The sequence below is a fragment of the Vineibacter terrae genome, assembly GCF_008039615.1.
GTDB lineage: Bacteria > Pseudomonadota > Alphaproteobacteria > Reyranellales > Reyranellaceae > Vineibacter > Vineibacter terrae.
Genome location: NZ_VDUZ01000077.1, coordinates 16,300 through 34,525 on the forward strand (window position 1 = coordinate 16,300; position 18,226 = coordinate 34,525).

At 65.2% G+C, this 18,226-nt stretch carries 13 protein-coding genes, 1 pseudogene and 1 CRISPR repeat array; of the genes and pseudogenes, 7 read left to right on the plus strand and 7 right to left on the minus strand.

Annotated elements, in window-relative coordinates:
- Positions 1–269: 269 nt before the first annotated feature.
- Positions 270–2,099 (plus strand): translational GTPase TypA, encoded by a 1,830-nt coding sequence (gene typA, locus FHP25_RS38410; protein ID WP_147852302.1) that lies wholly within the window; start codon positions 270–272, stop codon positions 2,097–2,099.
- A gap of 585 nt (positions 2,100–2,684) precedes the next feature.
- On the opposite strand, the gene FHP25_RS38415 is transcribed toward typA, so the two are convergent.
- From FHP25_RS38415 to FHP25_RS42530, 3 genes are read right to left on the minus strand one after another with little or no spacing between them, the layout of a single operon-like run.
- Complete coding sequence (locus FHP25_RS38415) at positions 2,685–3,107, minus strand: type II toxin-antitoxin system VapC family toxin (RefSeq protein WP_147852303.1); 423 nt, start codon at positions 3,105–3,107, stop codon at positions 2,685–2,687.
- Entirely contained in the window at positions 3,104–3,373 is a 270-nt protein-coding gene (locus FHP25_RS38420) for an antitoxin (RefSeq protein ID WP_147852304.1), read from the minus strand. The genes FHP25_RS38415 and FHP25_RS38420 overlap by 4 nt, the downstream gene beginning before the upstream one ends.
- Positions 3,374–3,404: 31 nt before the next feature.
- A complete protein-coding gene (locus tag FHP25_RS42530; RefSeq protein WP_218578944.1) occupies positions 3,405–3,668 on the minus strand; it encodes a hypothetical protein in 264 nt (87 codons plus the stop codon).
- A 107-nt stretch (positions 3,669–3,775) separates the two neighbouring features.
- Here FHP25_RS42530 and FHP25_RS42535 point away from each other — a divergent pair, with 107 nt between their 5' ends.
- Both FHP25_RS42535 and cas3g read left to right on the plus strand, forming a co-directional pair.
- Entirely contained in the window at positions 3,776–4,132 is a 357-nt protein-coding gene (locus FHP25_RS42535) for a DUF4143 domain-containing protein (protein ID WP_331461725.1), read from the plus strand.
- Between the two features lie 838 nt (positions 4,133–4,970).
- Positions 4,971–6,599, plus strand: coding sequence for a type I-G CRISPR-associated helicase/endonuclease Cas3g (gene cas3g, locus FHP25_RS38430; RefSeq protein ID WP_147852305.1), 1,629 nt, complete (start codon positions 4,971–4,973; stop codon positions 6,597–6,599).
- Here cas3g and FHP25_RS38435 read toward each other — a convergent pair.
- Positions 6,596–6,838 carry a helix-turn-helix domain-containing protein gene (locus FHP25_RS38435; RefSeq protein ID WP_147852306.1) on the minus strand — a complete coding sequence of 81 codons (243 nt, stop codon included), beginning with the start codon at positions 6,836–6,838 and terminating at the stop codon, positions 6,596–6,598. The genes cas3g and FHP25_RS38435 overlap by 4 nt on opposite strands.
- Positions 6,825–7,186, minus strand: a pseudogene (locus FHP25_RS42815) (type II toxin-antitoxin system RelE/ParE family toxin). The gene FHP25_RS38435 and the pseudogene FHP25_RS42815 overlap by 14 nt, the downstream one beginning before the upstream one ends.
- A gap of 322 nt (positions 7,187–7,508) precedes the next feature.
- On the opposite strand from FHP25_RS42815, the gene cas1 reads away from it, so the two are divergent.
- A complete protein-coding gene (cas1, locus tag FHP25_RS38445) occupies positions 7,509–9,317 on the plus strand; it encodes a CRISPR-associated endonuclease Cas1 (protein WP_147852307.1) in 1,809 nt (602 codons plus the stop codon).
- A gap of 7 nt (positions 9,318–9,324) precedes the next feature.
- On the plus strand, positions 9,325–9,618 hold the full coding sequence (gene cas2, locus FHP25_RS38450) for a CRISPR-associated endonuclease Cas2 (protein WP_147852308.1): 294 nt from the start codon (positions 9,325–9,327) through the stop codon (positions 9,616–9,618).
- Positions 9,619–9,926: 308 nt separating this feature from the next.
- A CRISPR array of direct repeats spans positions 9,927–14,777; the repeat unit is 36 nt; unit sequence CTCTCCGAGGCTGAAGAGCCTCGGCCTCATTGAAGA.
- A 130-nt stretch (positions 14,778–14,907) separates the two neighbouring features.
- Here the strand turns inward: cas2 and FHP25_RS38455 are convergent.
- A complete protein-coding gene (locus FHP25_RS38455) occupies positions 14,908–15,120 on the minus strand; it encodes a hypothetical protein (RefSeq protein WP_147852309.1) in 213 nt (70 codons plus the stop codon).
- A gap of 247 nt (positions 15,121–15,367) precedes the next feature.
- Between FHP25_RS38455 and FHP25_RS38460 the strand changes: the two genes are divergently transcribed.
- Together FHP25_RS38460 and FHP25_RS38465 are read left to right on the plus strand one after the other, a co-directional pair.
- Positions 15,368–16,138, plus strand: coding sequence for an SDR family NAD(P)-dependent oxidoreductase (locus FHP25_RS38460; protein ID WP_147852310.1), 771 nt, complete (start codon positions 15,368–15,370; stop codon positions 16,136–16,138).
- A gap of 753 nt (positions 16,139–16,891) precedes the next feature.
- Positions 16,892–17,791 carry a hypothetical protein gene (locus FHP25_RS38465; RefSeq protein WP_147852311.1) on the plus strand — a complete coding sequence of 300 codons (900 nt, stop codon included), beginning with the start codon at positions 16,892–16,894 and terminating at the stop codon, positions 17,789–17,791.
- Between the two features lies 1 nt (position 17,792).
- On the opposite strand, the gene FHP25_RS38470 is transcribed toward FHP25_RS38465, so the two are convergent.
- On the minus strand, positions 17,793–18,083 hold the full coding sequence (locus FHP25_RS38470) for a PepSY domain-containing protein (RefSeq protein ID WP_147852312.1): 291 nt from the start codon (positions 18,081–18,083) through the stop codon (positions 17,793–17,795).
- Positions 18,084–18,226 lie beyond the last annotated feature (143 nt).

Sequence of the window (18,226 nt, forward strand, 5' to 3'; positions counted from 1 at the left end):
TATCCTGCCACATTTTTTGAACATTTCGCAGCTTTCTGACGACAAGGGGCAGGCCTGCGACATTTCGTGTCTCGGGTTTGGCCGGTCTGGTACTAAACGTCCCCGTCATCCCGAGCGCAGCGCGGGATCTCCCGCGAATGGCGCACCGTGCGTCTTTCGCAGGAGATCCCGCGCTGTGCTCGGGATGACAGGAATGTCGCGGCGAGGGCGCTCTTGCTGCGGCGCAATATGACCCTTATAAGCCGCGCACCCCTGAACCGGCGGCCCCCATGGACATCCGCAACATTGCCATCATTGCCCACGTCGACCACGGCAAGACGACCCTGGTCGACAAGCTGCTGCAGCAGAGCGGCACCTTTCGCCAGAACCAGCAGGTGGCCGAGCGCGCCATGGACTCCAACGACCTGGAGCGCGAGCGCGGCATCACCATCCTGGCCAAGTGCACCTCCGTCGTCTGGAAGGACGTGCGCATCAACATCGTCGACACGCCGGGCCACGCCGATTTCGGCGGCGAGGTCGAGCGCATCCTGTCGATGGTCGACGGCGTGGTGGTGCTGGTCGACGCGGCCGAAGGGCCGCTGCCGCAGACCAAGTTCGTGGTCGGCAAGGCGCTGCGGCTGGGCCTGCGGCCGATCGTGCTGATCAACAAGGTCGACCGGCCGGACGCGCGCGTGCATCAGGTGCATGACGAGATCTTCGACCTGTTCGCGGCGCTGGAGGCCAGCGACGAGCAGCTCGACTTCCCGACGCTGTTCGCCTCGGGCAAGCAGGGCTGGGCGGCGGAGTCGCTGGAGGCCGAGCGCACGGACCTGTCGCCGCTGTTCGACCTGGTGCTGCGCCACGTGCCGCCGCCGGAGGTGCAGCCGGACGAGCCGTTCCGCATGCTGATCACCACCCTGGAGTACGATGCGTTCCTCGGCCGCGTGCTGACCGGGCGCATCCAGTCGGGCTCGGTGAAGGGCAACGCCACGGTCAAGGCGATCTCGCGCGACGGCCAGCTGATCGAGCAGACGCGCATCACCAAGCTGCTGGCGTTCCGCGGCCTGGAGCGGCAGGGCGCCGACCTCGCCGAGGCTGGCGACATCGTGGCCATCGCCGGCTTCAAGACCGCGACCGTGGCCGACACGATCTGCGACGTGGGCGTGCAGTGGGCGCTGCCGTCGCAGCCGATCGACCCGCCGACGCTGGCGATGACGTTCCAGGTCAACGATTCGCCACTGGCCGGGCGCGAGGGCGACAAGGTCACCAGCCGCATGATCCGTGCGCGGCTGATGCGCGAGGCCGACGGCAACGTCGCCATCCGCGTGCGCGACACCGAGAACGCCGATGCCTTCGAGGTCGCCGGCCGCGGCGAATTGCAGCTGGGCGTGCTGATCGAGACCATGCGCCGCGAGGGCTTCGAGCTGGCGGTGGGCCGCCCGCGCGTGCTGTTCCGCACCGACCAGCAGACCGGCCAGCGCCAGGAGCCGATCGAGGAGGTCGTGGTCGACGTCGACGAGGCCTATTCCGGCGTGGTGATCGAGAAGATGAGCCTGCGCAAGGCCGAGCTGAAGGACATGCGCCCCTCGGGCGGTGGCAAGACGCGGCTCACCTTCCATGCGCCCTCGCGCGGGCTGATCGGCTATCACGGCGAGTTCCTGACCGACACCCGCGGCACCGGCGTGATGAACCGCATCTTTCATGCCTACGGCGCCTATCGCGGCCCGATCGCGGGCAGGCGCAACGGCGTGCTGATCGCCACCGATGCCGGCGTCTCGGTGGCCTATGCGCTGTGGTACCTCGAGGACCGCGGACCGATGCTCATCGACCCCGGCGTGCAGGTCTACCAGGGCATGATCATCGGCGAGCACACGCGCGACAGCGACCTCGACGTCAATCCGCTGAAGGAAAAGCAGCTCACCAACATCCGCACCACGTCCAAGGACGAGGCCATCCGGCTGACGCCGCCGCGGCGCATGTCGCTGGAGCAGGCCATCGCCTATATCGAGGAGGACGAGCTGGTCGAGGTGACGCCCAAGTCGATCCGCATCCGCAAGCGGCACCTCAACCCCGAGGACCGCAAGCGCGCCAAGAAGATGGCCGCCGCCTCGGGCGAGTAGGGACGGGCGCGGCTGGTACCGCGCGGACGGACCTGTCCGCGATTCCGGGCGGGACAATTCGGGACAGTGCTGCGAATCGGCCTGCGCTGTTTGCGCTGTTTCCAGAAATTCGAAATCCTGAGCGATTGCAAGGACTTGCGGGCGGCCCGATTTCGGCCTCGAAACCTCCAACAATTGCGCGGTTTCGGTTGCGAGGTCCGAGCTGTCTTCGCGGTCGGGCCGCGTCGCTCCAGCGACGCTCTTCAGCTCGGCCAAAGCACTCGGCCGGCCGCCGGCCATGAGCGTCGCTGGAGCGACGCGGCCCGACCATGGCCAGAGCGGCATTGGTAGCGATGACGGACACGGCATGTTGCGTGCGCGGCCCAGGTGATGAGGGAGGGAAGGTGTCCGCCATGACGGCGGCGGACCGGGTGCCTTCGGCGACACCAGCGAAGCGCCCGTGACGCCCCGCAATGGTCCTCAGGACCGGTCGCGGCACATGCCCCGGCGGCGGGAACGCGCACTACAAACGTCACTTATAAGTAGCATGTTCCTGTTTGAAGAACAAGAAAAATCAGGAATGTCCCGAATGGCGGCGAGGCCTGACTATCCGGTGGCCTGGCCAACCGACCAGTCCGTCGTTCTCAGTCCCGGGACGCGGTTGAACTCGTTGGCATTCGCCGTGACCAGGAGCGCCGCGCGGCGGCGTGCTTGTGCCGCGATCAGGATGTCGTAGGGACCGATCGGCGTGCCAGCGCGCTCCGACTCGGCGCGTATCTCGCCGGCTTCCTGCGCATCCTCCGGCTCGAACGGCCACGGCGTCACGTCGAGCGCCAGGAAGGTCGACAGCGCCGTGGCGTTGGCTTGCGGCTGGGCGCTCTTCTTGATGCCGTACCACAACTCATAGAGGACGATCGCGGATATGCCGATGACCGTCCCCTCGACGAGAGCGGCCTGCAGCCGATGCCGGACCTCAGGCTTGCGGCCGTTGATGGCCGCGATGACGACGTTGGTGTCGAGGCAAATCATTGGTCGAACGACACATCATCGTCGTCATCGGGCATTGGCGGCTGCTCGGGGCGGCCTTCAGGCAGGAAATCGGCGCCGCCCTGCCGGTCGAGCTCGGCGAAGATCGCCTCGATGTCCCGGGCATCCCGTTCCATCGGCTCCAGGAGCACGCCCAACCCCAGGCGTCGCACGCGCACTTCCTTGCCCGGGAGGCGGAACTCCTTGGGCAGGCGCACGGCCTGGCTGCGACCGTGCTTGAAGAGCTTCGCGATACCGGTTTCGGTCACGACTTCCTCCGGTAGATATTGAGGGTATATATCAAAGAATGAAGAATGGGGGGAAGAATCTGGAAGGTACGGCCGGTGTGCCGCCCGCCGCGACGATGTCGTGACGGCAGATAACCTTGTCGTGCTGGGGCTGGCTGGCGGCTACCCCGAGGCGGCCAGCCGATCGGCCGAACGGCGGCGCCGGGATTGGGGGCGGTCGTATCTCGAAGCCGTGCTGACGCTCGACCTGCGCGATATCGCCGAGGTCGACCGCCTGGTCGAGCTGCCCCGGTTTGCGCGGCTCGTCGCCGAGCATGCTGGCCAGCTGGTGAACTACTCCCAGCTGGGCAACAGCATGGGCGTCACCTGCAAGACCAGCCAGTGCTACGCCGGCCTGATGGAGCAGATGTCCTGGTTGCCACGTTGCGGCCCTGGCACACCAACGCCATCAAGCGCATCGTCAAGACGCCGAAGCTGCATTTCCTGGACTCTGGCCTGCTGGCGACAAGCCGCGGCGTGACGTTCGAACGGATCAGGAGAGATCGCTCCATCCTGGGCGCCTTGCTCGAGAGCTTCGTGTTCGGGGAGATCATGAAGCTCGTGACGTGGTCGGACCTGCGGCCGACGCCGTACCACTTCCGCGACCAGGACAGGAACAAGGTCGACATCGTGCTCGAACGCGATGACGGAACGATCGTCGGCATCGAGGTGAAGGCCAGCATCACGGTGAGAGCCACCGACTTCGCCGGCCTGCGAAAGCTGGCCGGCGCCTGCGGCTAGAGGTTCGCCTTCGGCGCCGTGCTGCATGACGGGGACACGATCGTACCGTTCGGCAAGCGACTTGCGGCGATGCCGGTCTCCTGTCTGTGGAGTGGGTCGCCGACGCGACGCACGCGATAAAATCCAAGATATGGGGCAGCCGTTTTTGATACCCCCTGTCGATATTTTCTTCAACGGATCACCCAGAGGTTTCGTAGCGACAGAGGGGTGCATTCTCGATGCGCTACGGATCTCGTTGACGAGTTTGATATCCGCCTTGCCGTGAGGCGTGCTCTGCTGAGTGCCAGGAAAACATCGCGCAAGGTATTGGCATGCATTTGCATATTTGTTAGTGTACTCTTCAAGAAGAACGCATAACGCATGCAACCGCTGGATGTTGATGCGATTGGGGAGCCAAATGTGCTGCGAATGCGCGACTGGGCCGCCGCTGGCGCAGCCATTAGATCGGGATCGTAGATCTCACAATTTTCATAGAACAGCGGTGGACGATCCACGGCGGTGTAACGTTTCTATGGTGCACCGCCCCAAGCCCACACGCCTCCTCAGTGGAAGATCGAAGTGACGCTCGGGTTGCGGTCACTGCCGGTTTGGAGCGATCGACCATTGGCAATGTGTCACGGGCTACCTTTGGATGCCCCGTGTCGCGGTGGTCTGGCTGAGTCGTCGCGGCCTGCACATGACAGCGCGAGACCTGGTTCCATTGGTCCGACCGTATCGGTTTGGCTCGATCAAGGTGTCTTCGGAATGAGGTGTCGTTGCCTTGGGCGCGCATGCACCCGGTTTGTAGCTTGGTGACGCGTCCTCCCGCTGAAGTCTCTGGGAAACGCAGCAGCCGTGGATGACCATGAATTTTGAGACCTTTTTTTCTTCAGGGGCCGGCGGCAAAAAACCACGCCCGTACCAGGAGAGGCTCGCCGAGGAGGATTGGCCCGAGACACGTATCATACCGACCGGTTTCGGAAAAACTGCCGCGGTGCTTGCCGCCTGGCTTTGGAAGATCGGCAAGCGCGACCCGGGAACGCCTCAGCGGCTTATATATTGTCTTCCGATGCGAACACTGGTTGAGCAGACAGAGGTCGCCGCGAAAGAGTGGATCGCCGCGGCGGAGAAGGCCTTTCCAGACCTTGCGCCGATTCATCTCGATGTGCTGATAGGCGGGCGGAGCAACGGGAGGCGACTCCCTGAATGGATGCTTCAACCCGAGCGGCCAGCTATCCTAATTGGGACACAAGACATGCTGGTCTCCGCCGCCCTGATGCGCGGGTATGGCGTCTCCCGCTATCGCTGGCCGGTGGATTTCGCCCTGCTGCATAATGGTACGCTGTGGGTTTTCGACGAAGTCCAGCTCATGGGTGCGGCACTTCCCACCTCGGCACAACTTCAAGAATTCCGACGCCGATTTGGTATGGCGCGCGAGTCCCGCACCTTGTGGATGTCGGCAACGCTCGATCCTTCCTGGCTGAAAACAGTGGATTTCACACCAGAGGACATAAGCCGCCAGCACGATCTGTCGCAGGCCGATCTTCATGAAGCGGGACATTTGTGGCGTGGCGTCAAGCGGCTCCACCGCTTGGACATGACTGCTTCACCCGCGTCCAGAGGTGATGGACTCACGAGGTACGCGGCCGAGCTTGCGGAACAAATCCACACCCTGGCTAAGCCGAGAACGAATACGATTGTGTTTCTCAATACAGTCGCACGTGCGCAGGCAGTTTTCGATGCTTTCAACAACAAAAGTCCTATCGGCGAGGCAATTCTCGTCCATTCCCGGTTCCGTAAGAAGGAACGGGATGAACGCATGGACGCACTGAAAAGCGAAACGCCATCGGCGGGAAGAGTTGTCATAACCACGCAGGCGTTGGAAGCCGGGATTGACGTGTCCTCGCGTGTGCTCATCACCGAGCTTGCCCCCTGGTCGTCACTCGTACAACGATTTGGGCGCTGCAATCGTTATGGCGAATGCGGCAGAGAGGGCGCGGATGTCTTCTGGGTCGACATGCCAGAACAGGAGGAAGCGCCTTATACCGCACAGGAGTTCGGGGAGGCGCGGGAGAAGCTGGAGCATCTTTCCGCATGCGGACCGGCTGACATCGCCGCTATTGCACCTTCCGCCCCGAAGCGGGGAGCAGTCATCCGGCGACGTGATGTGCTTGATCTCTATGACACCGACCCGGACCTGTCCGGCTTTGATGTCGATGTGTCGCTCTACGTCCGTGATGCGAGCGATACCGATGTGCGGCTGTTCTGGCGCCACGTCGAGGAGGGGAAGGAGCCGGCATTCGATGCGCCTGCACCTGATCGAGCGGAGCTGTGCCCGGCGCCGATTGGCGGAGCAAAACAATTGCTCAGCCGCGCGGGCGTACGCGCCTGGGTATGGAACGGTCGGGAGCGGAGATGGCTCGGCATAGGCAAGACCGGCGTTTTCCCTGGGATGACTCTCTGGGTCGATAGGGCGTCAGGTGGTTAGCGGCCACGGAGCAGGGCTGATACATCGGGCTGCTTCAGTCCTAGGATCTTGGCAGCCGCGGCCTGTGACAGCTTTCTCTCCGCGAGGATGTGCGTGATCTGCCGCAGCAGAGCGGCACGCACGAGCATGTCGTCGGCATTGCGGAAACCTAGATCGGCGAAGACGTTGCCGCTGCCATGGAAGATCTCGTCCTCAACGGTTCTTAGTGAATCGGCGGGTTGTTTCTTACGCGGCGCCATTGCTCATGCTCCTTTCGTGCCGCCTGAGACGGCGCTCGATCAGGTCGATGTCCGGCTTCGGCGTTGCGCCGCCTTTCTTCGATTTTTTCTGGAACACATGCAGGACGTAGATGCCTTCAAACTGGACAGTGTAAACGCCCTGTAGGTGCTGCGGTCATGATCCTCGATCACCTCGACAACACCGCCGCCGCCAAATCCCTTGAGAGGCTTCGCGCCGGGCGGATGGTCCCCGCACTGCGCGAGATAGAGCGCGTACCCGAAGGTGCGCTGCACCTGATCCGGCAGCTCCTTGAGAGCGGTGCGGCTGTTGGCGATCCAAGCCAGCGGCTTGAGATTGCCGATCACCATATAGCAATACTACTATAGACGGGCAGGGCGTCAAGATCTGACAAGACTACCCATTCCATGCTGCCTTGCGCCCTTGGACTGTCGAACCAGCCGCTTCGTGCACGGTCGTTTGCTCGTTTCATTTGCACGAGAATGAGAGTACTATCACCTACCAATAGAAGCAAAGTGAAGTCACGTGAGGGGCTTCGGTCCCGCAAGGGGGGATTCACGTCATGGCCGTTGTCCACTGGCAGGCACGCCGGGCAGGGCGTGAAAGATTTGCGCGGGCAATAGACGTACTCGTTCACCATGCGCGCCGGCACACGTCGGCGCCCGGTGAGCCATGACTCCATCCGACGTCCAGCTCAGCCTCGACCTCCCGGCGCCGCCGCTCGCCGGCGAGACGCCGCTGGTGCCGGCGCGCATGGTGAACGAGTACGTCTATTGCCCGCGCCTGGCCTACCTGATGTGGACGCAGTCCGAATGGGCCGAGACCGGCGACACGGTCGAGGGCAACCGCGTGCATGCCCGCGTCGATCGCGCCAACGCGCCGCTGCCGGCGCCCGAGATGCTGGAGGGCGCCGCCGCCGAGCCCAAGGTCGTCAGCCGGGCGCTGACGCTGTCGTCGGCGGCGCTGGGCGTGATCGCCAAGATCGACGTCGCCGAGGCGGAGGACGGCATCGTCACGCCCATCGACTACAAGCGCGGCAAGCGCCCGCATGTCCCGCAGGGCGCCTACGAGCCCGAGCGCATCCAGGTCTGCCTGCAGGCGCTGCTGCTGGAGGAGCACGGCTATCGCGTCGATGCCGGCGCGATCTACTACGCCGAGAGCCGCGAGCGGGTGCGCATCGTGCTCGACGAGGCGCTGCGCGCGGCGGCGCGCTCGGCCGTGCACGGGCTGCGGCTTCTGGTGGCGCAGGGCCGCATTCCGCCGCCGCTGCGCGACAGCCCGAAATGCCCGCGCTGCGCCCTGGTCAGCATCTGCCTGCCCGACGAGATCAGCGCGCTGGGCGGCTCGGCGCTGGCGCCGCGGCCGATCGCGGTGCCGGCCGACGAGGCGCTGCCGCTGGTCGTGCAGTCGCAGCGGGCGCGCATCGGCAAGGACGGCGAGACGCTGAAGATCACCGACGAGGAGGGCGGCGAGACCAATGTGCGGCTGATCGACATCTCCGACGTGGCGCTGTTCGGCAATGTCGCGATCACGACGCCGGCGCTGGCGACGCTGATGGAGCGCGAGATCCCGGTCACGTTCCACAGCCATGGCGGCTGGTTCCGCGGCATGGCGCAGGGGATCGGGCATCGCAATGTCGAGGTGCGCACGGCGCAGTACCGCGCCAGCTTCGACGAGGCCTTCTGCCTGCGCTTCGCGCGCGAGCTGGTGGCGGCCAAGGTCCTGAACCAGCGCACCATCCTGCGGCGCAACTGGCGCGGCGATCCCGAGGCGCGCCACCCGGTGCTGCAGCGCCTGTCGGCGGCGCGCAAGGCGGCCGGCGGCGCCGCCACGCTGCCGGAGCTGCTGGGCATCGAGGGCGACGCGGCGGCGGCGTATTTCCGCGCCTTCGCCGGCCTGCTGGCGCCGGCCGGCACGGCGGTTGGAGGCAGCGCCGGTGGCGGCGGCATCGGTGCGGGCGCGGGCTTCGCCGAGGCGGCTCCGGCCGGCGCCGGCCTCGGCGGCGCCATGGCCTTCCGCTTCGATGCCCGCAACCGTCGGCCGCCGGCGGATCCGGTGAACGCCATGCTGTCGCTGGCCTACGCCATGCTGGGCCGCCACCTGACGATCGCGCTGGCGGCGGTGGGGCTGGACCCGTATCGCGGCTTCTATCACGCGCCGCGCTATGGCCGGCCGGCGCTGGCGCTGGACCTCATGGAGCCGTTCCGGCCGGTCATCGCTGATTCGGTGGTGCTGTCGGCGGTCAACACGGGCGAGGTGCGGCCCGAGGATTTCGTGGTCGCGGCCACCGGCGCCGGCCTCACGCCGGCCGGGCGCCGGCGCTTCGTCGACGCCTTCGAGCGGCGGCTGTCGCAGGAGACAACGCATCCGCTGTTCGGCTATCGCCTGAGCATGCGCCGCCTGATCCTGGTGCAGGCCCGCCTGCTGTGCCGGTTCCTGCTGGGCGAGCTGCCGGGCTACCCGCACCACCTGCCGCGGTGAGGCGGGCATGGCGGACGAGCGGCTCTACATCATCGCCTACGACATCGCCGACAGCCGGCGCTGGCGGCGCGTGTTCAAGACCATGCAGGGCTATGGCGAGTGGCTGCAGCTGTCGGTGTTCCAGTGCCGGCTGGCGCGCCGGCGCCGGGCCGAGCTGGAGACGCGGCTGCGCGAGCTGGTGAAGGCGGGCGAGGACCATGTGCTGATCATCGATGTCGGGCCGGCCGACCGGATCGCGCTGGCGATCGAGAGCATCGGCAAGAGCTTCGCGCGCGTCGAGCGGCAGGCGACGGTGATATAGCAGGGTGACTGGGCTGGGCTGGGCCTGGCCGAGCCGGCGGGGCAGGGCAGCTTCCGGCGAGGTCGGCGGTGGATCGGGCGGTGGCCTGTCGGTCCGTGGTCGACAGGCTGCCGGCGCGTTTCGAGCGGTCCAATGGCGCCGCCGGGGCGCAGACCGCTCGAAATATGATAACGTGTTGAGGAGGCTTGGGTATTGGACATCGTGAATACGCATCGCCAGCAAACGTCTCGCCGGTTCTCGCCGGCTGTCGGGGACCGCTCGAAAACGTCGGCCGGACGGAAGCTGGCTCAAGGGCTTGCGGACCGGCCCTCTCCGAGGCTGAAGAGCCTCGGCCTCATTGAAGATTCGTAGTTGGTACGAGTGTCATTCCACCGACCGATGCTCTCCGAGGCTGAAGAGCCTCGGCCTCATTGAAGACGGCGAGCAGATGCGCTCGATGACGGATGAGGTGGACCGCCTCTCCGAGGCTGAAGAGCCTCGGCCTCATTGAAGACGCGTTCGGCAGGGACGTTCCGTTGCCGGCTGGCGACTCTCCGAGGCTGAAGAGCCTCGGCCTCATTGAAGACGGTCCGGCCCTGGCCGAAGCGGCGGTGCGCCAGCATCCCTCTCCGAGGCTGAAGAGCCTCGGCCTCATTGAAGACCCGCGGGCACGGCTCAAGGCGTCGTCGATCTCACCTCTCCGAGGCTGAAGAGCCTCGGCCTCATTGAAGAGAGGGCGTCGGTGGCTGGACGTTTCTATACCGGGCGCCTCTCCGAGGCTGAAGAGCCTCGGCCTCATTGAAGAGGACGCGTCCTCGCCGCAGCAGATGCCATTCGTGCCCTCTCCGAGGCTGAAGAGCCTCGGCCTCATTGAAGAACGGGATCTTCTGGCGCTCGATATGGCGAAGAAAGAGCTCTCCGAGGCTGAAGAGCCTCGGCCTCATTGAAGAAAGTACCGCGATGCGCTCGACGGTCATGGAACTACGCTCTCCGAGGCTGAAGAGCCTCGGCCTCATTGAAGACCCGGCGATCGCGGTGGCGCATACGCTGCGCGCTTCCTCTCCGAGGCTGAAGAGCCTCGGCCTCATTGAAGAAACGCCGCGGCGGACAACTGGCGCGATGCCTACCGCGCTCTCCGAGGCTGAAGAGCCTCGGCCTCATTGAAGACGCAGCCAGCCGCGCAAGATCGGCGGCGTTCTCCGCCTCTCCGAGGCTGAAGAGCCTCGGCCTCATTGAAGAACCATTAGGTACTGACGCGGCACATCGGTTGGCGTCGTCTCTCCGAGGCTGAAGAGCCTCGGCCTCATTGAAGAATCAGCGCGACTATAAATGGCTGATGCGCGGTCAAGACTCTCCGAGGCTGAAGAGCCTCGGCCTCATTGAAGAGCGGTGGCGGCTCCGGTGGCGGCCTCGGTAGCCTGCTTCTCTCCGAGGCTGAAGAGCCTCGGCCTCATTGAAGAACGGATATGCCACTCGTGAACATGGCGTCATAGACGTTCTCTCCGAGGCTGAAGAGCCTCGGCCTCATTGAAGAGAGGCCCATATCAAGCCACACCTTGGCCATCGGCCGGTGGCTCTCCGAGGCTGAAGAGCCTCGGCCTCATTGAAGACTGGTCGTGCCCTTGCCAGGCTTGCCGTCCTTGTCGCCGCTCTCCGAGGCTGAAGAGCCTCGGCCTCATTGAAGATGTGGGCAACAAGGAGTCTGGATGCCGAGGGCGGCGCGACTCTCCGAGGCTGAAGAGCCTCGGCCTCATTGAAGATTCGTCGTCGACAGGTTCGTTCTCGTCGACAACAGCTCTCCGAGGCTGAAGAGCCTCGGCCTCATTGAAGATTCTCCGCGTCGCGCTCTTCCCTGCCGTAGAAGAAGGCTCTCCGAGGCTGAAGAGCCTCGGCCTCATTGAAGATCAAGCTGGTTGCTGACGAGCCCACACTACGCTGGGCTCTCCGAGGCTGAAGAGCCTCGGCCTCATTGAAGAGCCGCTGCGGCCGGCGAAGTGCCCTCGCCTGGGGAACGGCTCTCCGAGGCTGAAGAGCCTCGGCCTCATTGAAGATTGCCGATGGCGCGATAGTGGCGAGCGTAGTCCGCGTGCCTCTCCGAGGCTGAAGAGCCTCGGCCTCATTGAAGACCAGATCGCCAGCGAATTCGAGTATATCGAACGTGGACTCTCCGAGGCTGAAGAGCCTCGGCCTCATTGAAGAGCATCCTTGTTTCGGCTTCATTCCTTTCGGCAGCACGCTCTCCGAGGCTGAAGAGCCTCGGCCTCATTGAAGAGGCTATTGTCGCGCGGCCGTTCGACAAGCTTCTGGACTCTCCGAGGCTGAAGAGCCTCGGCCTCATTGAAGAGTTCGCGTGGCATCCGGTGAGAACAGGTAAGCGGGAGCTCTCCGAGGCTGAAGAGCCTCGGCCTCATTGAAGAGCGCGCCACGGCAGCCGCGAGGAGCTGATCAAACATGCTCTCCGAGGCTGAAGAGCCTCGGCCTCATTGAAGAGCGCCATCAGGGAGGACGACATGGCCAAGAAGAAGCTCTCCGAGGCTGAAGAGCCTCGGCCTCATTGAAGGCTTAAGGTCCTTGTCCCCGCTGACGATAACCATGTCCTCTCCGAGGCTGAAGAGCCTCGGCCTCATTGAAGGCAGGCTTGGCACGACGGACCGCGGCAGCCATGGCTTCTCTCCGAGGCTGAAGAGCCTCGGCCTCATTGAAGGACTCACTTCTTCGTGGAGCTTGTTGATGAGTGCGAGACTCTCCGAGGCTGAAGAGCCTCGGCCTCATTGAAGGTAGAGGAAGTCCTGAAGAGCTCCGGCCACGCGGTCAAGCTCTCCGAGGCTGAAGAGCCTCGGCCTCATTGAAGGCTGGCTGATATCGCGGAACTGCTGGCGCATGCCGACAAGCTCTCCGAGGCTGAAGAGCCTCGGCCTCATTGAAGGAAGCGAGCCGGCTTCGACGCGATCGACTCTGGCCGTCTCTCCGAGGCTGAAGAGCCTCGGCCTCATTGAAGGCGAGCGCAGCATCCATGTGACGGCGCCGCAATCGACACGCTCTCCGAGGCTGAAGAGCCTCGGCCTCATTGAAGGCTAAAGACCCCAATAGACTTCAACAAATCTTGCAAACTCTCCGAGGCTGAAGAGCCTCGGCCTCATTGAAGGGGTCGGTACTGACACTTCGGCTCCGGACACTCTTGGCTCTCCGAGGCTGAAGAGCCTCGGCCTCATTGAAGGTCAGCCAGCGTGGGGCGCTTTGCCTTTGCCATTTTGCTCTCCGAGGCTGAAGAGCCTCGGCCTCATTGAAGGGACCAAAGCGTGGGATCGCCTGCTGGACTCTTTGGCGCTCTCCGAGGCTGAAGAGCCTCGGCCTCATTGAAGGAGGTCGATCGCCGTGATGTGGCCCCCGGCGCGTGCGCTCTCCGAGGCTGAAGAGCCTCGGCCTCATTGAAGGCACTTCTTGCCGTTGACACGGGACTGCAGCTGCTCGCTCTCCGAGGCTGAAGAGCCTCGGCCTCATTGAAGGAGGTAGTCGCCGCGCATCGTCGATGTCAGTTGCTGCTCTCCGAGGCTGAAGAGCCTCGGCCTCATTGAAGGATCGAAATGGCACGTGATCAAATCCGCCTCGGGCGCGCTCTCCGAGGCTGAAGAGCCTCGGCCTCATTGAAGGGCCGGCATCGCGGCGACCGGCTGCACGCCGACCGTGATCTCTCCGAGCCTGAAGAGCCTCGGCCTCATTGAAGGAGACCCTTGGCGTCCTCGAGGTTGGCGCCCGCGAGGTTCTCTCCGAGGCTGAAGAGCCTCGGCCTCATTGAAGGGTCGGCGCTTCGATCTCGATCCCAACGAAATGGTCAAGCTCTCCGAGGCTGAAGAGCCTCGGCCTCATTGAAGGGCAGCGGGCACCTATAAGCCCGTGCCGTGGACTAGCACTCTCCGAGGCTGAAGAGCCTCGGCCTCATTGAAGGTTTGCGACGTCCGACAACGGCCCCATGCCGGCCAAGTCTCTCCGAGGCTGAAGAGCCTCGGCCTCATTGAAGGCTGACCAAGCACGGAACCCGGGCTGTGACCCTGCCGCTCTCCGAGGCTGAAGAGCCTCGGCCTCATTGAAGGAAGGCTGGCGCGTACCTGGGCGGCGCGGACCTGGGCGCTCTCCGAGGCTGAAGAGCCTCGGCCTCATTGAAGGGGGGTCGCGCCTCCGCTGTATGACGCCAGAAACAATCGCTCTCCGAGGCTGAAGAGCCTCGGCCTCATTGAAGGCCTCCAAGAAAGGCGCGGGTGACCATGGCGGGGCGGGCTCTCCGAGGCTGAAGAGCCTCGGCCTCATTGAAGGCCACCGCCTCCCGGCTCTGGTCGAGGTTGGCGCGAGCTCTCCGAGGCTGAAGAGCCTCGGCCTCATTGAAGCATCGTTGATGGCGCGCTCAACATGGATGATGTCATCCTCTCCGAGGCTGAAGAGCCTCGGCCTCATTGAAGCATGTCGGCGACCGTACGGGTGCCGCTGCGGCCGGTTCCTCTCCGAGGCTGAAGAGCCTCGGCCTCATTGAAGCCTGGTCGACGTGCTGTTCTTTATCTGCCAGCCATCCGCTCTCCGAGGCTGAAGAGCCTCGGCCTCATTGAAGCAGGTCTTCCTGTCTTTTGCTAGGATGCCACCAACTACTCTCCGAGGCTGAAGAGCCTCGGCCTCATTGAAGCCGAACCGCTCCAAGTCATCCCACCATTGAGTCCGAGCTCTCCGAGGCTGAAGAGCCTCGGCCTCATTGAAGCGTCGACGACGTCGCCGTGCCCCTCGCCGGGACCGGGCTCTCCGAGGCTGAAGAGCCTCGGCCTCATTGAAGCTCGTGGCGTTCCGCTCGCCGGTGCACTCACTTTTCCGCTCTCCGAGGCTGAAGAGCCTCGGCCTCATTGAAGCATGATCGAGGCCAGATCGGCGAGCACCTGCTGGCGGCTCTCCGAGGCTGAAGAGCCTCGGCCTCATTGAAGCACCCGCGATGAGATCGCCACCCACTTGCCGCGCGCCCTCTCCGAGGCTGAAGAGCCTCGGCCTCATTGAAGCGCAGGAGATTCCGGGTTGCCACTTTGAGTTTAACGGCGACTCTCCGAGGCTGAAGAGCCTCGGCCTCATTGAAGCCAATTCTACTCCAACAACAATCTGTCTCCAGTCTCCTCTCCAAGGCTGAAGAGCCTTGGCCTCATTGAAGCGGAGTCCCGAAGCTGGCCGAACTCTACACGCGCGCTTCGAGGTAGAACGCCTCAGGCGCCGCACGCAAACGTCGCCGCCGGCAAGGGCGGCGGCGCGCGCACGCCGCGGCGCGGGCCGTCGTGCCATGCGCTAAGGCCGCGACATCCGCGCGACGCAGGCGTCGTAGGCGGGCGTGCCGGACGGATAGCCCTGCCGCACGCAGGTGTCGCTGGCGCTCGGGGCCGGCGTCACGACGGCGGGGGCGGGGGCCGGCCGCGGTTGCACGACCTTCTCCTCCTTGTAGGAGCACGCGCCGAGCACCGCGAGAATGGCAACAGCTGTCAGAAGACCTTTGGCTGGCATGGAATACCTCCTGCTGGGCCGGTCACGGGCGGTGCGTGCGCGAACCTTCCAGGCAGTCCCGGAGAGGCGCCGCCCGCGCCCGTCGTTGATGACGATCACCTGACGAGAACGAGCCTGGTGCGGGCATGTTCCCGGCGCTGCGCGCCGTCACACCGATGCCCCACAGGGCCGCGCCCGAAAGGGCGCGGCTGTCGGCAGCCTCGCGCCTCGGCTATAGACCCACTCGTGTCGACAGGATGCGAGGGAGATGGCGATGAGCCTGCAGGGCAAGACGGCCTATGTCACCGGCGGCAGCCGCGGCATCGGCCGCGGCATCGCGCTGGCGCTGGCGCAGGCGGGCGCCGACGTGGCCGTGGCCGATCTCGACGGGGACGGCGCCGAGGCGGTCGCGGCGGAAGCGCGCACGCTGGGCCGGCGCGCCGTGGCGCTGCGCGTGGACGTGACCCGCAGCGCCGAGGTCGAGGCCATGGTGCGGGCCACGGTCGAGGCCTTCGGCCGGCTCGACATCACCGTCAACAGCGCCGGGGTGATCGGCATCAGCCCGCTGGAGACGATGGCGGAGGCGGAGTGGGACCGCGTCCTGGGCGTCAACGCCAAGGGCGTGTTCCTGTGCTGCAAGGCGGCGCTGCCCGAGCTGCGCCGCGCCGGCGGCGGCCGGATCATCAACGTGGCCTCGATCGCCGGCAAGCGCGGCTCGCCCAACCTGGCGCACTACTGCGCCTCGAAGTTCGCCGTCGTCGGCCTCACCAGCGCGCTCGCCAAGGAGGTGGCGCGCGACGGCATCACCGTGAACGCGATCTGCCCCGGCATCGTGCGCACCCATATGTGGGACCTGCTGTCGCAGGCGCGCCGCCGCGGCGAGGAGACGGCGGAGGCCGCCTGGCAGCGCAGCGTGCAGGACCTGATCCCGCAAGGCCGGCCGCAGACGGCCGAGGACATGGGGGCGCTGGCGGTCTACCTCGCGACCGCCGGGAACCTCACCGGCCAGGCCATCAGCCTCGACGGCGGCATCACCTGACGCGCCCGGGTCGTGGGTCAGCTTGAATTCCTGGCGCCGCCTGGCCGGTCCAGCGTCGGGCCATCGTAGTACAGCGACCACAGATCCGGACATCTGCGGCTGCGCTGCTCCCGGCGTGCCGTGTCCATGAGGAACCGCGTTTGGCGACACAGCGCGGCGCTTTGCCGACACAGCCGGTTGCTGCGCTCGCAAATCTCCCGGCTGCGGGATATCACGTCCAGATGCCGCCCGCGATCGCGGGACCAATCATCGAAGGGCATATGCGCTCTCCGCTGGAATGCAGGCGGGAGCGCAGAGCCGTCTCTCAGCCACCGGCGCCCGGGACGTGCCACTTGCCGGTGATGATCGCATTACGCGCGCCGATGGGCGCGGGTTGCAAGCCGTCATCCATGGAACCGACCCGCCACCCGCGCCCGGCAGCATTGACGGGGTGTCGCCGATCCGGTATCGTGATAAAACGCTCACTTAGTTTCGGGGTAGTCCATTACGCGCGTGCGTAGCGCGTCCGCCGGGCGTCAGCCGGTGCCGTAACGATCGCGTCAGCAGACATATCCCCGCCGGCATGCCGGCGGGGCCGGGCAAGCGTCGCGTAGGGCATTGTCGCTCGATCGACGAGACCAACCACAGAGGCACAGCGACACAGCGATCACGCGAGAGGAGCTGCATGCGCGCCGGAGGCACGCAGCTCATGTCTTCCCGTGCGCTGTGTCTCTGCGGTTCGTCTTCAAAGCGACCACGGGGAAAGGTGCGGCCATGTCGAGCGATAGCGAATTCCTGTATCCCGGCGAGTCGCCGGGTTCCGAGAGCCTGAAGGTGGTGCGCCTGGCGCGGCGCGTGCGCGAGATGCGCATCAAGACGCCGCAGGCGCATGCGGCGGTGGTCGGGCTGCTGAGCACCCGCATCCTGATGTTCACGACGGAGGAGATGGAGAAAGAGCGCGGCCGGATGAAGGACATCCTGTGGAGCGCGCGCATGAAGCTCATGCAATGCGGCCTGGGCGAGGACGGGGTGCGGGTCTACGTGCCCTACAAATGCGCGCCGATCGAGCAGCCCGGGATCGTCGTGCTCTATGCGCTGGACATGGCGCCGCCGCGCACGGGGCCGTACATGTGGGACCGCCAGCCGCGCATCCAGGCCGCGGTCGGGCCGGAGCTCGAGGCGTCGCTGAACATGGAATACGACGCCAAGGCGCGCGACGCCGACGAAAAGCGGGAGGAGGTGAAGAGCTACCTCACCTGCCAGATCGAGGTGGCGATCTGGGACGCCAAGACCAACACGCGGCAGGTGCAGCTGATGCCCGGCGCCAAGCTGACGCTCAAGGTCGGCGCCAACAGCATCGAGGAGGTGACGGCCGAGATCGAGGCGCTGAAGCTGAAGCTGCGCGCGCTCAAGATCGTCGACAAGATCACCTGGGGCACGATCAGCAAGGTCGAGATCTCGCTCAAGGGCGAGGCCGGGCTGGAGTTCAAGCGCCAGGTCGACGGCACCGCGGAACGCCTGCTGAAGGAATGGCAGGCCAAGATGAAGCTCAGCCTCGCCGCCGACCTGAAGATCCCGGGCACGTCGATCAGGCTGCCGATCGAGATCACGCCCTATGTCGACGCGGCGGGCAAGACGGGCGTGGAGTTCCAGATCAAGGTCCTCGACTGGTGAGTCACCGTCCGTCGGGCAGGGCCATGACCTTGCCGGTGAAATCGACGAGCAGCGACAGCTCGCGCCCGTCCTTGGCGGCCCTGGCGATCACGCCTGCCTTGGTCGTGCGCAGCTCGCTCACCTGGTAGCCGGCCCGCTTCAGGGCGGCGAGCGCATCGCGCTCGGCCTGGGTCCTTCCCTGGGGCGTGCCGGCGGCCGGCTGCGCCTGCGCCAGGGCCGGCCACGCACCCCCCGATGCGACGAGGCCCGCGCCCAGGATCAGCGCCAACGCCGCCTTGGTCGTCAGCTTCATGACTCCGTGCCTCTGCGCCTGAAAGGAAACAGAACTCACGCGGTCGTAGCCATGGGTGTGATTTCGACATGATATCCGAGGCTTGCGAGCTGTTTGACGAGGCGGTTGGTGCGACTCTGCTTGGAGCGGCGAGTGAAGTGGTC

Excerpts from the sequence above, each read along its gene's own strand:
- FHP25_RS38415 (WP_147852303.1), bottom strand. The coding sequence starts at position 3,107 with ATGATTTGCCTCGACACCAACGTCGTCATCGCGGCCATCAACGGCCGC.
- FHP25_RS38460 (WP_147852310.1), top strand. The coding sequence starts at position 15,368 with ATGGCGATGAGCCTGCAGGGCAAGACGGCCTATGTCACCGGCGGCAGC.
- typA (WP_147852302.1), top strand. The coding sequence starts at position 270 with ATGGACATCCGCAACATTGCCATCATTGCCCACGTCGACCACGGCAAG.
- FHP25_RS38465 (WP_147852311.1), top strand. The coding sequence starts at position 16,892 with ATGTCGAGCGATAGCGAATTCCTGTATCCCGGCGAGTCGCCGGGTTCC.
- cas1 (WP_147852307.1), top strand. The coding sequence starts at position 7,509 with ATGACTCCATCCGACGTCCAGCTCAGCCTCGACCTCCCGGCGCCGCCG.
- FHP25_RS38435 (WP_147852306.1), bottom strand. The coding sequence starts at position 6,838 with ATGGCGCCGCGTAAGAAACAACCCGCCGATTCACTAAGAACCGTTGAG.
- cas2 (WP_147852308.1), top strand. The coding sequence starts at position 9,325 with ATGGCGGACGAGCGGCTCTACATCATCGCCTACGACATCGCCGACAGC.
- FHP25_RS42530 (WP_218578944.1), bottom strand. The coding sequence starts at position 3,668 with ATGCTCGGCGACGAGCCGCGCAAACCGGGGCAGCTCGACCAGGCGGTC.
- FHP25_RS38470 (WP_147852312.1), bottom strand. The coding sequence starts at position 18,083 with ATGAAGCTGACGACCAAGGCGGCGTTGGCGCTGATCCTGGGCGCGGGC.
- cas3g (WP_147852305.1), top strand. The coding sequence starts at position 4,971 with ATGACCATGAATTTTGAGACCTTTTTTTCTTCAGGGGCCGGCGGCAAA.
- FHP25_RS38455 (WP_147852309.1), bottom strand. The coding sequence starts at position 15,120 with ATGCCAGCCAAAGGTCTTCTGACAGCTGTTGCCATTCTCGCGGTGCTC.